The organism is Leptospira yasudae, from assembly GCF_003545925.1.
Classification (GTDB): domain Bacteria; phylum Spirochaetota; class Leptospiria; order Leptospirales; family Leptospiraceae; genus Leptospira; species Leptospira yasudae.
Genome location: NZ_QHCU01000001.1, coordinates 854908 through 869573, shown reverse-complemented (window position 1 = coordinate 869573; position 14666 = coordinate 854908). Strand labels below are relative to the sequence as shown.

The 14666-nt window shown below is 45.8% G+C and carries 9 protein-coding genes; 6 read left to right on the top strand and 3 right to left on the bottom strand.

Annotated features, from left to right (window positions below):
• Position 1: 1 nt before the first annotated feature.
• Positions 2-1618, bottom strand: coding sequence for a 7TM diverse intracellular signaling domain-containing protein (locus tag DLM76_RS04195; RefSeq protein WP_118964428.1), 1617 nt, complete (start codon positions 1616-1618; stop codon positions 2-4).
• Between the two features lie 455 nt (positions 1619-2073).
• Between DLM76_RS04195 and DLM76_RS04185 the strand changes: the two genes are divergently transcribed.
• Together DLM76_RS04185 and DLM76_RS04180 are read left to right on the top strand one after the other, a co-directional pair.
• Positions 2074-2667, top strand: coding sequence for a TetR/AcrR family transcriptional regulator (locus DLM76_RS04185; RefSeq protein ID WP_118954809.1), 594 nt, complete (start codon positions 2074-2076; stop codon positions 2665-2667).
• Complete coding sequence (locus DLM76_RS04180; RefSeq protein WP_118954810.1) at positions 2654-3160, top strand: PaaI family thioesterase; 507 nt, start codon at positions 2654-2656, stop codon at positions 3158-3160. The genes DLM76_RS04185 and DLM76_RS04180 overlap by 14 nt, the downstream gene beginning before the upstream one ends.
• 15 nt (positions 3161-3175) lie before the next feature.
• Here the strand turns inward: DLM76_RS04180 and DLM76_RS04175 are convergent, their stop codons facing one another.
• Both DLM76_RS04175 and DLM76_RS04170 read right to left on the bottom strand, forming a co-directional pair.
• On the bottom strand, positions 3176-4123 hold the full coding sequence (locus DLM76_RS04175) for a cation diffusion facilitator family transporter (RefSeq protein WP_118954811.1): 948 nt from the start codon (positions 4121-4123) through the stop codon (positions 3176-3178).
• A gap of 172 nt (positions 4124-4295) precedes the next feature.
• Entirely contained in the window at positions 4296-6815 is a 2520-nt protein-coding gene (locus tag DLM76_RS04170; protein WP_118964426.1) for a SpoIIE family protein phosphatase, read from the bottom strand.
• A 299-nt stretch (positions 6816-7114) separates the two neighbouring features.
• On the opposite strand from DLM76_RS04170, the gene DLM76_RS04165 reads away from it, so the two are divergent.
• The 4 genes from DLM76_RS04165 (at position 7115) to DLM76_RS04150 (ending at position 14613) form a co-directional block, all read left to right on the top strand.
• Complete coding sequence (locus DLM76_RS04165; RefSeq protein WP_118954813.1) at positions 7115-8125, top strand: hypothetical protein; 1011 nt, start codon at positions 7115-7117, stop codon at positions 8123-8125.
• Positions 8110-8544 (top strand): hypothetical protein, encoded by a 435-nt coding sequence (locus tag DLM76_RS04160; RefSeq protein WP_118954814.1) that lies wholly within the window; start codon positions 8110-8112, stop codon positions 8542-8544. The genes DLM76_RS04165 and DLM76_RS04160 overlap by 16 nt, the downstream gene beginning before the upstream one ends.
• A gap of 31 nt (positions 8545-8575) precedes the next feature.
• The gene (locus tag DLM76_RS04155; protein WP_118964425.1) at positions 8576-10303 is read left to right on the top strand and encodes a GMC oxidoreductase; all 1728 of its coding nucleotides are present in this window, start codon (positions 8576-8578) and stop codon (positions 10301-10303) included.
• A gap of 119 nt (positions 10304-10422) precedes the next feature.
• A complete protein-coding gene (locus tag DLM76_RS04150; RefSeq protein WP_118964424.1) occupies positions 10423-14613 on the top strand; it encodes an adenylate/guanylate cyclase domain-containing protein in 4191 nt (1396 codons plus the stop codon).
• Positions 14614-14666: the final 53 nt, after the last annotated feature.

Genomic DNA, 14666 nt, shown 5'->3' with positions numbered 1-14666 from the left:
CTTAGATGGATTCGGGAAAGAGCATCAGTTTATATTCGGAGGGAGTCATTCCGGTCAAAGTCTTAAACGATTTTTCCATTTCTCTTCCCGAAACAAAGCCCGCCCTGTGCGCGATTTCCGATTGTTTCAGATCCGTTCTGGTTTTCAAGAGATGTTTTGCCTCTTCGACTCTGAATTGATTGACGTAAATTTCGAACGATTGCGCCTTCGAAACATCCTGAACATACTTTTCCAAATCGAGAGGGGTGATCTTAAGGATGCTTGCGAGGTCTTCCTTGCTCAATTCGGGATTCTTAAATATTCTTTCCACTTTCAAAAGATGATCCAAGCTGAATTGGATCGACGGCGTTTTGTTCGGAAGTTCCGGTCCCGATATGCGGGGAGGAGATTTTAGTTTTTCCTGCATTTGCTGGATGTCGTACGCCCGGCTGAGATTTTTTCTTCGAACGAATTTTTCCCGGTCCACGATGCTGACCATAACGACGACGTAAACGGAAGGAAGCGACAGCACATACGCATGAACGAAATATTCATGATATTGAATGAAGCCCAAATAATACAAAACGGAAATCAACACGCTTCCCGCGATCGGAATCATACAAAGCGCGATCTTTCGTGCGGGCCCGAAACTGCGGATTACGCTCAGAGTAGAAAGTATGATCAAAAATGAAACGCCGACGAAGGTCCAAGAGAACGTCTTCACCACAAAAGGTCGATCCGCGATAAAGGAAGTAAACACGGCCACACAAACGATCCCGATCGCCGCTCCCGATAAAAGCGAGCGGAAGATTTTGTGAAGCGAAGAAGGGGATAAAAACTGAACCATAAAATAGGTCGAACAAGCGAGAGCTAAGAATGCGAAGAGGGGAGGGGTGATGTTTTGAAATTCGGGCGCGTTCGGCCAGAGATATTTATATCCGTTCGCGTAACAAGCCCAACCTTCCAAGGAAACGAAAATCAAAAATCCGACGATGCTCAGATAAATCGGATCCAAGGTTTGTCGATAGATAAAACCTGTGAGAAGCGTGATGAACAAACTCAGCACCAATGTGAATAGGATCAGAAGGTTTCTATAATAATTTCCTTTTTGATATTCCAAACCCGATTCCAAAAGAATCGGAAAATTGATGATGGACGAGGTTTTGATCCAAAGATAGTATTCGTCGTTTTCGTTCCGAACTTCCGAAGGTTCGAGATGAAACACGGGATAATAATCGTCGATCGATCTGTCCGAATATTGAAATCTGTCCCCCGAAATCTGAACGGAAGATTTGGAAAACAAAACCGCTGCGTCCAACGTTACTTGAGGAATCCGGAGAAAACATCTCGATCTAGGATGTTCTTTTATGTTAAAGCGAAGCCAAACGGATTCATTGATAAAACCCAATTTCAAAAAAGAATCCTGTTTGGAGGAATATTCAAGAGTTCGATTGGGTTCTTTCGGAATTTCCTTTGCGGCTGCGGAATCGAATGCGATTTCCAGACGATCGAACGCACACGCTTCGACGTTAGGCGTCGTATGCGCCGTTTTCGGAAAAACTACGCAAAGGAGTAACGCGGCGAATACGAGAATACGATTCCCCGTTAAGGATCTGAATTTTGTTAAGCGAAGAGACATCTGAATCAATATTTTTTAATATCGGAAAATTGAATGCTATTTGCAACGATTTGACGGAATTCTATTTTTATTTTCTTACACGCCCGACCTAAGTCAGATAATACTATCAGAGCTTATCGTATAGTCAACATTTCAAAATAAATTAAGGGATATTTTAGAATTTCGTTTTGTTATGCGAAGACGAATCGTTCTCGTAGTTCGTTCGGCTTATTTTTTTTCGAACACCGCGCTTTAAACTTCGCGATGCGTCTTGAACGCCCGATCCAGCGGGAAAAATCTTTTTTCCTTTCCGTGATCTTACCGTCTTTGAGTGATTTTGTCCGGATTAGAACGATAGTTCCAATCGATTTCAATTCCATCGGGAAAATCCTTATGTCGCTTTTTTAGACATTCTGTGATAAAAACCGGCTAAATAAGAATTGACTTATCTACCTACTGGTAGGTAAGTTTGATTTATGAAACTCGAAGGGGATACAAAGGAAAAGATCGTAACTCTTGCCAGACATTATTTTCAAAGCGTAGGCTTTCAATCGTTCAGTTTTCAGAATATTGCGGACGACTTGGGAATCCGTAAGGCGAGCATTCATTATCACTATCCTTCGAAGGAAGAATTAGGTTTGGAGGTTCTCGAAGTATATTATAAAAACTTTGAGGAGTATACTCAAACCTTGAAGGAAAGACCGCCGCGCGTCCGGTTGTTCGGTCTTTTCAAACTTTACGAAGGTTATACGGGAGAGAACGGAAAGATCTGTCCGTTCGGAGTCGTAGGCACGGAATATCACGTTCTTTCACCCGCGATTCGGGAAAAAACTCTCGTTCTGCACAATCAACATCGCGATTTTCTAATACAGACGCTGCAGGACGGAATGAAGGACGGCTCTTTCATTCTTCCCTTAAACGTTAAGGAAACCGCGGATCTGTTTATGTCCGCGATTCAGGGCTCGATGCAGATCTCTAGAATCCGCAAGGACAAGGAATATTTTCCGAAGATGATCAAAAGTCTTAAATCGATGATACAAATCAAGGAGCATAAAAATGCCGGTTTCTGAATCCGCAACTAAAGCATGGGAAGAAATGAATAAGATGGCCGATAAAATGGCCAAAGAATACGGACTAAGTCTCGAACTTCCTCCGAAATCCTTTAAAGAGATGAGGGCCGAGTTCGTCGAGTTCGAGGGAGGTAAAAAGATCGTCGTCAAGATTCCGTATGACGATCGTTTTGCGAATCCGATGGGAATCTTTCAGGGAGGAATGTTATGTACTGCGCTCGACAATACGTTCGGTCCTCTTTCCTATCTCGCCGCGAGGAGACCTTGCGTGACTACGGACTTATCGACTCAGTTCTTTAGAACCTTCTTTCCGAAAGACGAATACGTTCTGATCGAAGCGAAAGTCGTTTCCAAATCTCCCGCGATGATGACGATGCAGGCGGAAGTCAGAAACCCGAAAAACAAACTGATTGCAATCGCGACTTCGAGCGTTTTGATTCTTCAGGAATCCATGCTCAAAAGAATGACGAGCAAACAGGAACAGGAAGATTAGAATTCTTCCCTGCGGTCAGTTGCAATCGATTTGGCCGCAGTTTTCCCGTTCCTCTTCCGTCTCCAAAGTTACGTGCGCGATTCTCAATTCCTTTAAAATTTCCCTCGCCTTCGATTTGATGATCCTCTGACGTTCCGAAGAAAGATCGTTTTTCAGAACGAGATGCGCCGTAAGGGCGTTCTCGGTCGTACTCAGCGACCAAATGTGAACATGATGAATATTTAATACTCCTTCGATCGACTTGAGCCCGCGTTCGACGGCTTCGGATTGAATCGCGTCCGGCGTGGAATCCATACTCAATCGAAGGCTTTCCTTAAACAAGGGAACGTTGCCGTAAAGAATTACGAAACCGACCAAAAGACCCACGACCGGATCGATCCACAAATAACCGAGCCAATGGATCAATAAACCCGAAACGATGACGCCGAGCGATACCAAACCGTCGGCGAGAAGATGCAGATAAGCGCCTTTCATGTTCAGGTCTTCGTCCTTGCTCTTATGGAATAAAAACGAAGAAGAGAAATTTACTATAACTCCGATTAAAGCGACGATTGCGATCGTTCCTCCGGGAACGGGAGTCGGTCTGGATAACTTTTCGATCGATTCGTAGACGATAAAGCCGACCGTGCTGAAAATCAAAATCGAATTGAGAAGACTGACCAAGATCGTGGACTTCTTCCATCCGTACGTAAATCCGGGAGAAGGGCCTTTTTCCTGAAGTTTGATCGCGATCCACGCGAGAAGCAAAGAACTCACGTCCATCAGATTGTGGCCCGCGTCCGAGATCAATGCGAGAGATCCGGACCAAAGACCGATTCCCGCTTCGATCGCCGCATAGAACAGATTCAGAAAGATCGCGATTACGAGAGTTCTGCTCGAACTTCCCGCTACGTGATGATGATCGTGGGAATGATGCGAATGATCGTGAGAATGTCCGTGCGAGTGATGATGGTGATGTCCCATGAATGCTTCCGAGTTTTTGGATGATACATTTCCCAGAATAGCGGACCCTTGAGAGTGTAAACAGAAAAAAGCGTCCGTTGTTGAGAACCGGTTCTCTTAAAAGAGGTCCTGCCGTTTTTGGAAAAAGATCGATCCGCTTTTTATTAGACTTTTCTAAACAAGAGAATGGTTTTTACGGACCCGGTTTGTGATGGAACGTTTTTTTTCCGTTTAAGGAATGAAGGATTTCTTCGAGCTTCGCGATCCGATCGGAATTCTTTAAACCTTTGTAAGCGCGGATCAAGTTCTTCAGATTGCGTATGTGTTTCGGATTTCGGGTACGAAGTCTTTCTCCCACGTCCACCGCTTGATTCATATCTCCGGCCTTGCGAAGCATTCTCGCCGTATAACCCAACATGATTTCATCCGAAGGAACTGCGGTCAGATATTCGTTGGCGCAGAATGTAGCTTTATCGTATTCTCTCAATCGAAAGTAGGAAAGGCTGAGTTCGCGATACGCGGCGGGATGAGTTTGTTTTCCGTTTCGCAGATCGGCAAGAAACTGATCCAAAGAATTCTTATCCTTCCGAGAAAGATTGATCTTTACGTTTTTAGGGACTTGACCGTTCCATTCGATTCTCATCATGGAAAGATCGTCCGTAAGAACTCCTTCCCGATTGAGTTGAGAATTTATTTTTTCCAAATCTCCCTTCGATTCTTCCACGATTCTGAGAATTCTCGTTTCGTCGTGGTTCATGTTTTTCTTTCCGTCCACGTCCAAAAGAATATCGTCCCTTCCGTCCGATCCGTTGAACAGAATGTCGCCTGGCATAAACTGAAACGTCTGTACGGACAAGGTTCCTTCCACGAGCTGAGAACCGAGTTTTCTATAAAAAAGATTCTCCCCTAAAAACGAAGCGACCCCGTCTCTGTAAAGAATCGAATACGGATGTTCCGCGTTCATGTAATACGTAAAACCCGTGTCGTCCTCGATCACGCCTAACACGATGGATACGAGCATGGAACCTTCGAAACTTTCGAAAACTCTATGCAATTCTATGAATGCGTTTTTGAGCCATCGTTCCGGATAAAGATCCTTCATAAACGAACTGAATCTCGTCCTTTCGATGATTGATTTGAACACAGCTCCCAGTACGAGCGCGCCTCCCGCTCCCTGCATGGACTTGCCCATCGCGTCGGCGTTGAAAAAAACCGTGACCCTTCTTCCTCGAAGAAGAATACTTTCCGTCTTACAAAGATCTCCTCCGATCTCGTTGTTTCTGTTCTTGAAGTTGAATTCCTTTTTTTGTTTTAGGAAGAATTCTATCTTTACGCTTCTGCTTTCCGCGGCGTTTCTTCCGAGAGGATTGATGAGCAGAGAAGTGAGAAAGTAATCTCCGTCCTGTTGATCCTTAAGTTTGCTCAGGTTGTCGAGGGTTTCGGAAAGTTCTTTGGTTCGTTCTTCCACTCTTTGTTCGAGCTTTGCGTTGAGTTGTTGGGTCTTTTCGTGAAGTTCGCTGAAACGTTCCGCGAGAATCGTAGCGATTCCCATCACGTAAAAAAAGAATCCGTATTTGCTGAACGCGATTCCCGTGTTGAAGATCATCGAATCCAAAACGTCGAAGATCGCCGTTCCTGTGATAATTACGGTTCCTAAAAAGAGCCGTTTAGCCGCGGGAAGCCTGTGTTGAATTCCTCGGATGAGAATGTAAAAATTCACCGGAACCGCAAAACAAATCGCTCCGATCTGCCAGATTCGCAATAAGTATTCGCTCATATACATCGGAATTACGAGCGTCGGGACCGCGAGAAGAACGTTGAAGATCGAATAATAAAAGATCATCGGAATCGTTTTACGGTAAAAGAGCTGGCTCATAAAGCAGAAGTAGCACGAAATACAAAAGTAAAGTGCGATCAGTTCGACTCTTTGTATGATCGTGGAATCGATTTCGTTTTCAAAAACCGCCGCCGATCGGGTGTAGATATAAAGTCCGAGCAGCAACGCAAACAGACCGAACGTGAGGTTGTGTCTTTCCCTTCTTCGTTTAATAAAAAGGAAAAGATGATACAACCCGGTCGTGATGTAGATCCCGATCAGAATCAGAACGATCCGGTCCTGTTCCTTGTATATGAGTTCTTTATAATATCCGATTTCGTAACCGGACGTCAGATAAAATCCGGTGTGATCGTATTTCGGGTCGCCCGAGAGCTTGATCGTCAATCGGTTGTTTTTTTGTTTTAGGACTTTCCGATCGATTTCATAGACTTGTCCGCGGACGGTTCGATGATAGACGACGTCGGTTTCCGAGATTTCCCCTTCTTTCGCGATGCGTTGTCCGTTGATATGGATTTCAAAAACCTCTCCGATTTCTCCGAAACGGATTCCGGGTTCTAAAGGACTTTCCAAGAATCCCGGAGGAAGATCGAACTCGGTAAAAAAAGTGAACGTATGAAGTTTCGATTTGTACGGATAGAGTTTGTTGGTCCAGATCGGGAACGAATCGACACGTTTCCATTCCCCATCGGGGGAGAATTCTTCCGTTAGAAAACGTTCCTCGAATCGATCGAGAATGTTCCAGACGTTTCCCTTGCAGACGTCATTCGCGTCGCAGGTTTTTACCAGGTTGACCGAGGAATTTTCGGCCCGTAAGGAAAACGAAACTAGCTGGAGGAGGACGAATGTATATGCAAAAATTCTAAATTGATGATTCATCTGATTCTATCAGGACCCGAAACTCTCCGTTCGGAAACCGCAGTCCGTTTTTCTCCAATTGGCGGAACCGGGCGGTGAAATCGACGAAAGTGTCGATTTTAAAAATCGATTTTCAATTTGTAAAAAGACCCAGGGGAGAATGGATCGGTACGCTTGTTTTACAAGCATATTTTTCGAATTCCGAACACGGTTCCTTGTCTCCTTTTGTTGCAAACTTTTGGTAAAAAATGTCGGGAAAATTGACATAGAAGGAAACTATTGTTGCAATTGTTGTTTAAAAAAGTATTTATTGTCGATTTATGTTTTGGAAGAAATTGACTAAATTCTTTTCCATTCTCCTTTTGCTGTTATGTCACAGCCTGAATGCGTATCAAGAGGACGGACATTTTTATACGGTTCAAACCGTTCTGAATAACTTTCACAGTTCTTCTCCTCTAACAAAAGACGAAATCGCCCTCGTTGCGTTTTGCACGCAACTTCCGGACGAGGTTCCCGAACTGGATGCGATTTCCGTTTATCAGAAGTTAGCCTTTCAGCATCCGTTCGATTTTCTTCTTTGGGTCTTTACCGATCACGGTTCGCCGGACGTTTTAGGAAGAATGGCGGAAGTGCAACAGTTGCTCCACGGTTTGACCGGAGGAAGCAGCGATCATCTTCGCAGCGTCGCGATCGTTACCTTGAATCAGCTTCGCACCGATCTCACTTCTAAAAAACAAAGATCTTCGGAAGAACTTTGCGCGCTGGGTTTTGCGTTTCATCTTTTGGGAGATTCGTTCGCGCATCGTAAATTACGGAACGATAAAAAAATGTATCCCACCGGAAGAGGTCACGCTTCCGATATGACGTTACCCGATCATCCGGTCCACAGCGATTCGCGCGTTGTCGATTGGGAGAATTATGCGAAAGGAATTCCGAATTTATTCCAATCCAATTTGAAAGAAGTCGTCATCAAAGACGACTTTCCGAAAGCGAAAGAACTCGCGAGCAGCAATCCCTGGCATTGTATCTTCGGAACGAAATGCGAGGATCGTTTGAGAAAGATTTTATTGAATCGTTTGCGGGAATCCGATTCTTCTCCGAAATACAATCCTCTTCAGAAAGGACGTTATCCGGCCGCGACTTGTCAGGAATACGTGCAGAAGGTTGTCGAGCAGAAGGATATTCCGTTTACTCCGGATTGCGGCAAAACCTGGAAGATATACAAACAGACTTCATTGAGCGTTTGGAAACGTCTCGGTTATTTTCAGGATGAAGGCTCGCGCAAACAAATCGAACTCTACGGCGGAGACGACTTATGGCAGAATCGTTAAGCGAAGAAAACCCTAGAAAAAAAAGAAAGAAGAAGGTTAAGAGAAAATCGATCTGGGGAGAAGTTCTGATCGTATTCGCTGGATTTCCGATTTTAATCGCGTGGATTTCGTTTCGTACGTTCTTTTGCTGGGGAAACGTGAGTTATACGAGCGAGGTTTTCTGCACCGTTTCCGGAGTCGTCAATCCTTTGCTGTTGGTTCTTACTTTGGTGCTTCTTCTTTTGACCTTTGTGGATCTTCACAAACTCGGGGACGAACTCGAGGATCTTCCGAAATGGTCGTCGAAACGGATCTACAAAGGATTTCGTTCCCTGGAAAAATGGGATAAGTTCCATTTCCTTTTTTCCTTCGTTTCCTTTTTGGGAGCGTTGATCATCGGCATCTATCTTTGGAATCATTTCGAATTTAGCTTATTTTAATATACAGATTGATTTAGTCTTAGGGTTGTTTATGAAAAAATATGAAGCGGTTGTGATTGGAACCGGTTTCGGCGGAGCCGTGACCGGATGTAGATTGAGTAAAAAATGGCCGGGTCAGGTTTTGATCCTGGAACGAGGCAAACGGTATCCGAAGGGTTCTTTTCCACGTTCTCCTCACGATATGTCCAAGAACTTTTGGAACGTTCCCGAGGAGAACAGTTCCAAAATCCGTCCGAAAAAACTTTCCAAACTCAATCAGACCGGATTGTTCGATATTCGGAACTACAAACACATGGACGTGGTCATCTCCGCCGGGTTAGGCGGGGGATCTTTGATCTACGCGAACGTCTTTTTGGAACCGCCGGATCATATCTTCGACGAACGCTGGCCCGCGAACGTAAAGAAGAAAAGTCTTACTCCGTATTACAAAATCGTAAAGGAAGTTCTGGGTTCGAGACCGATTCCTTTGAACGACGATCCGAGAAGAAAAATCGTCCGCACCGAACTTTATCAGAAATTCGCAAAGTCGGCGGGACGGGAATCCAAACTCGCGGACATCAACGTATTCTTCGGGAACGATTTTAAAAAGCCCACTCCGATCGGACTTCAGGAAAAAAACCGTTACGGTGCGGTTCAGACTTCCTGCACGTATTGCGCCGAATGCGATATCGGATGCAACACGCATTCCAAAAACACTCTGGATCTGAATTATCTTTTCGTAGCGGAAAACAAATACAGAGCGGACGTTCGCACCGAACATCTCGTTCATAAGATCGTTCCGATCGGAACGGACGGGAACGACAATCCTTCCGCGCACGGAGAAAACGGTTATAGAATTTATTTCCGCGATCTTTCGGGAGAAAAAAGGGGAGAACTCGTCTCCGTCGTTACGAAACGCGTGGTCGTTTCCGCGGGCACGTTAGGCAGCACCGAACTTCTTCTCCGGTGCAAAGAAGAATTCAAAACTTTGCCGGACATCTCGGATCATCTCGGCAAACAGTTTTCCGGAAACGGGGACTTCTTATCCTTTGCTGTGAACGGAAAGAAAGAAGCGAACCCGAATTACGGTCCGGTTATCACTCAATACACGGATTATAATTTATTCAAAAGCTACGATAGCCAACGGGCCTTCGTTTTGCAGGACGCGAGTTATCCGGTCTTTGCGGCGTATTTTGCGGAAGCAGCGATCCCTTGGTTCTTACGGATCGGATTTTTCTTTCACATGTTAGGCGAACTCTTCAAACGATTCTGGAGCGGAAAGATTTTCGGCAAGGTCGGTTACTTGTTGAGCGAACTTATGAAAGGCGACTTATCTTATACTTCGGCCGTATTGCTTTGTATGGGAATCGATCGCGCCGACGGAACGATGGTCCTCGATCGTAAGAAAGGATTTCAAGTTCAATGGCCGCAAAAGAACAGTATGTCTCTTTACGAGGCGATTCTCGGAGTGATGAAGGATTTCGCTTCGTTTATCAATGCAAAATCTTATTTCCCGCTTCCGACCTGGGCTTGGCCGATTCGCAACAACGTTTCCGTACATCCGTTAGGCGGTTGTATTCTTGGAAACGCGAAAACGAACGCCGTGACTTCGGCGGATTCCAAGACATTCGGTCAGGTTTTTTCGTATCAAGGATTGTATGTGGCCGACGGAAGTTTGTCTCCGACTGCGATCGGGGCCAATCCATCGATGACGATCGCCGCTCTTTCGGAGCGAGTCGCCGAAGGAATTACGGGAATCAAGCCGACCGCAAAACTTTGAGTAAAAAATTATAATTCTGCACTTAAGGACACAATATAGGGATTTTTTAGCCAAAAATATTCGTCTAACAGGCTTGCAGAATTAAATACACAAAAATAACATTCGCTTTTAGGATTATTATGAATAGCGCAACGGAATCCATCAAAGACACACTGGAACTGATCAGACCCTATCTTCCCTCCGCGATCGTTCGGAGACTGGGGGATTCCAACGAATCGAAGCTGCAGAGATCGCAGTCCTTCGAAGGCGCCGTTCTATTCTTCGACGTTGTCGGGTTTACTCCCACCACACTCGCGTTAGCCGCCAAAGGCACGCGAGGCATCGACGCGTTGCAAACCGTTCTTTCCAATTACTACACCGCTTTGTTGAAACATTTGAATCAATGGGGAGGCGCGGTGTATCAGTTCGCGGGCGATTCCGTGTTGGTGAGTTTCGAAAAAAAAACGGATGAAACGGACGCGGAAGCGGCGCTTCGCGTCGCGAATTGTGCATTAGGAATCTTTCATTCGATTTCGGAGTTCAGCTCCAACGAACTCTTGGGAGAAACGGTAAACCTGCCCGCGAGAGTCGGCTTGGCTTATGGAGAATATCAGGAATTCATATTGGGGGAACAGGATCGTTTTCTCAGAGCGGTGATCGCCGGAACGCCCGTGGATCAATCCATCTCCGCCGAAAAACACGCGTTAGCCGGTGATATCGTTTTGAGTTCTTCGATTTGGGATCTTTTACCCGCATCCAAGACGGGAGAAGCGCTCGGTGAAAACTTCTATCGTTTAACCGATTGTGAACGTGTGGAAAATACGCACGTTCCTCCTTCCCGCTCGACTGCGGACGATCGAATTTCCACCGAACGATTTTTCAAACGATGCAAACGTTTTATCGTTCCCGAGTTGTATCAAAGAGTTACGAACGTTCATAGCGCATTCTCGGGAGATTATCGCGAAGTCGCATCGGTTTTCGTACGCATCGACGCTCCTTTGGAATCCAATACCGATTCCAGAAACTTCAACGATTTCTTTACATATGTGCAAGGGGTTGCGGCCGCTTGTTCCGGGACCTTTGTTCTTACGGATCTTTCGGACAAGGGAGGAATTTTCAGCATTCTTTTTGGAGCCCCTGCGGCCCTTGAGAATAAGGAAGCTCTTGCGGCGCGTTTCGCGATTCGATTGATGGAGGGGGCTTCCTCCTATTCCGCTGCAAAGAACATTCAGATCGGAATATCGACTGGAATGGCGTATTGCGGAGATTTAGGCGCGCCTTTCCGAAAGGATTTTACCGCGATCGGTGAGATGATGAACATCGCCGCTCGACTCGCGACTTTGAACGGTCAGGATGGAATTCTGATCGATTCTCAAACAAAGAATAAGTTGGGAAAGAATTTCGTATTTCACGAGATCGGGGACGTGGAACTCAAAGGTGTTTCCGGATCCAAGAAGGTTTTTCAGCTAACGTCCGAACAGAAGAATATTCCGGGACTTCTGATCCAATACAGGGATACGATGATCGGAAGAAAGGAAGAGATCGATCGTCTTCATAAGATGTTGGACGCTTCCATCGACAAAGGCGGCGTCGTTTGCCGGATCATCGCCGACGCGGGACTCGGTAAATCCAGATTGACCAATACGTTTATCGATCAGGCTTACGATCGAAACGTAGAAATTCTCATCGGGTATTGTTATCCTTACGAAAAATTCACTCCCTTTTATCCTTGGAAGGAATTGTTGAGTCTGTTCTTGGGAATTTTCGAGGACGATTCGGTGGAAGCCCGCGTTTCTAAGGCGGAAAAAGCATTAGAGAATCTGAATGCGTTTGACATCGCCTGGGCCAAGGCGCTCGTCGCGTTGATGGGTGTTCCCGTGGAGGAAGACCCTCTTACGAGAGAAATCGACCGGAAACAAAAGAACGAAAGATTGTTCGAGATCATCATTTCCCTTCTTCAAGAACGCGCTTTGAAAAAACCTTTGATGCTGATTTTCGAGGACGTCCACTGGATCGACGAACTTTCCAGTCGCCTTTTGGAAAAACTCGCGTCCCGTTTACCTTCGATGAAGGCCATGCTGATTCTCGTGTCGCGGCCGGAAGGTCAATTCGCGGAAGAAGCGGTCTCACCGAACGAAGAGCTGATCCGCTTGAAGGAATTCAAACCGGAAGAAGCGAAGGATTTTCTCATTCATAAGTTTCACATGGATACGAGCCAGGAAGAATTCTTGGATCAGATTCTCAACCGATCCAGCGGGAATCCGTTTTTTCTCGAGTCCATCGTTCATAACCTGATCGAGGAAGGGACTCTCAAAAAACTGGAGGACGGTACGCTTTCTCCTTCGGATAAAACGCGGGATATCCAAATTCCGAACACGTTGAACGACGTATTGCTCGCACGCGTGGATCGTTTGGCGGAACGGGAAAAGATCGTATTAAAAACGGCTTCCGTGATCGGGCGTTTGATCAACGTCGAAACTCTCAATCATCTTCTTCCCGTGGAGTTCCGCTCCGAGATTCAGAATATTCTTCAGAGTTTGGAAGGTTTGGATCTGACTCCTTTGGAAATCACCGATCCTTTAACGTATATCTTCAAACACATCGTGATCCGCGATATCGTCTACAACACTCTTCTTCATTCGACGAGAGAGGATCTTCATAAGCGAATCGCTTCCTTTATCGAAAAGGAAAACGAAAGCAACGTAATCGAGATGGCGGATATTTTGGCGTTTCACTATCGTCAATGTTCCGATTTCGAAAAGGCTTCCCGGTATTCTTTGATGGCCGCGCGTAAGGCGAGAAGCCGTTATGCGAACCGGGACGCGATCTATCACTACGGTCAAGCCCTCGAATCGATGTCGCAGTTTACGAAAGTAAACGGTGAGACGTATTACGAAATCAAACAGGAATTGGCGCACGTTCATCGTCAGCTCGGAGAATACGCGCACGCGGAGTCTTTGTTTAAGGAATGTCTGGAAAATAAATCCACGCTCAATCTGATCCGCACCTATACCGGACTCGGCCAAGTATACCAGGAACAGGACGATATTCCGCGAGCGATGGAAACCCTGGAGAAGGCGCTTCGAATCACGGGGATTCGTCCGCCGGGAAGCAGACCGGATACGATTTTCAAAATCGTTTTGCAGCTTCCGTTCGTTCTTCGTTTTTCCATATTCGGTTCTTCTTATACTTCTGCGGGCAAGGCGGAACGTCTTCGATTGAGATGTTTGATCTTAGTCATTCTCGCAAAGATGTATATCATGAAGGACATTAAGAAATTCGGATGGTCCGTTTTTACGCAATACAACGCGACGCAACGTTTCGACGATCCGGTCCGTCAGTCTTTGGCGGAATGCGCCCTCGGTCAGGTTTTTGTGGGAATGAACCTTTTCGGACCGTCCAAACATTTCTTGATTAAGGGAAGAGAACTCGCCGAAAAAACGGGGGATCCCTATGCAAAGGCGATCAGTCTTTTGGTTCAAGGCTTATATTACATGATGCTAAACCGTCCTGATCAAGGTCTTCCGTATCTTCACGATTCGATCGCGATCTATCGTCAGGTCGGCGAGAAGTGGGATCTTCTTTCCGCACTTTCGTCCGGCGGGTTTTTGTATTACTTCCAATCCGATTTCAGAACCGCTAAAAAATACTTCGACGATATCGGCGAGATCGCGGCGGATCTAGGCGCGCAATTGCAGCTTCGCTGGACGAGAATCTGGTCCCCGTATTTCGGTTATCTTCTCGGGGAAGTCGATCCGCTCGAACTCGAAAAACGTCTGTTAGTCGAAGTTGAAAGGGCGGCTCTGGAAAACGACGTGATGAACGAGCTTTCCACGATCAATAAACTTCTCAAACTCGCGATTTTGGAGGGTTGGCCGGAAAAAGCGGCTCATTGGTCCAAACGGAGTTACGCTGGATTTTTGAAGTGCGAAGTGAAGTTCCCTCAGCTTCAGATCGGGAACGTTTACCTCGCGGAAGCCGCTCTTTACGCCCAGCGTGAAACCGGCGATAAGAGTTTGAACAAGATCATCAGCTATGGATTGAAGAACGGTTTGAAGCTAGGTAAGTCGCTTCCGTATTTGTACGGTCCCGCGCTGATGCTCAAAGGAAAACTGAAATTCTACGCAGGCGACGTTAAGAAGGCGGAAGCCATCTTTAAGGAAGCGGAATCCTTCTTATCAAACACTTTGAATCAATGGGAATACGCGACCGCGTTGTATGAAGCGGGCGTTCTTTTAAAGGATCAGGATCGAATTTCGACCGCAAAGAAAATTCTTCAGAAGCTCGAAGCCAAGGCGGATCTCAAAAAACTGGAAGAGAGTTTGGGATGATAAAATCCGGGAAAGTTCGGATTTTATCATCGCGTAAAACTTGAAATTCTAAG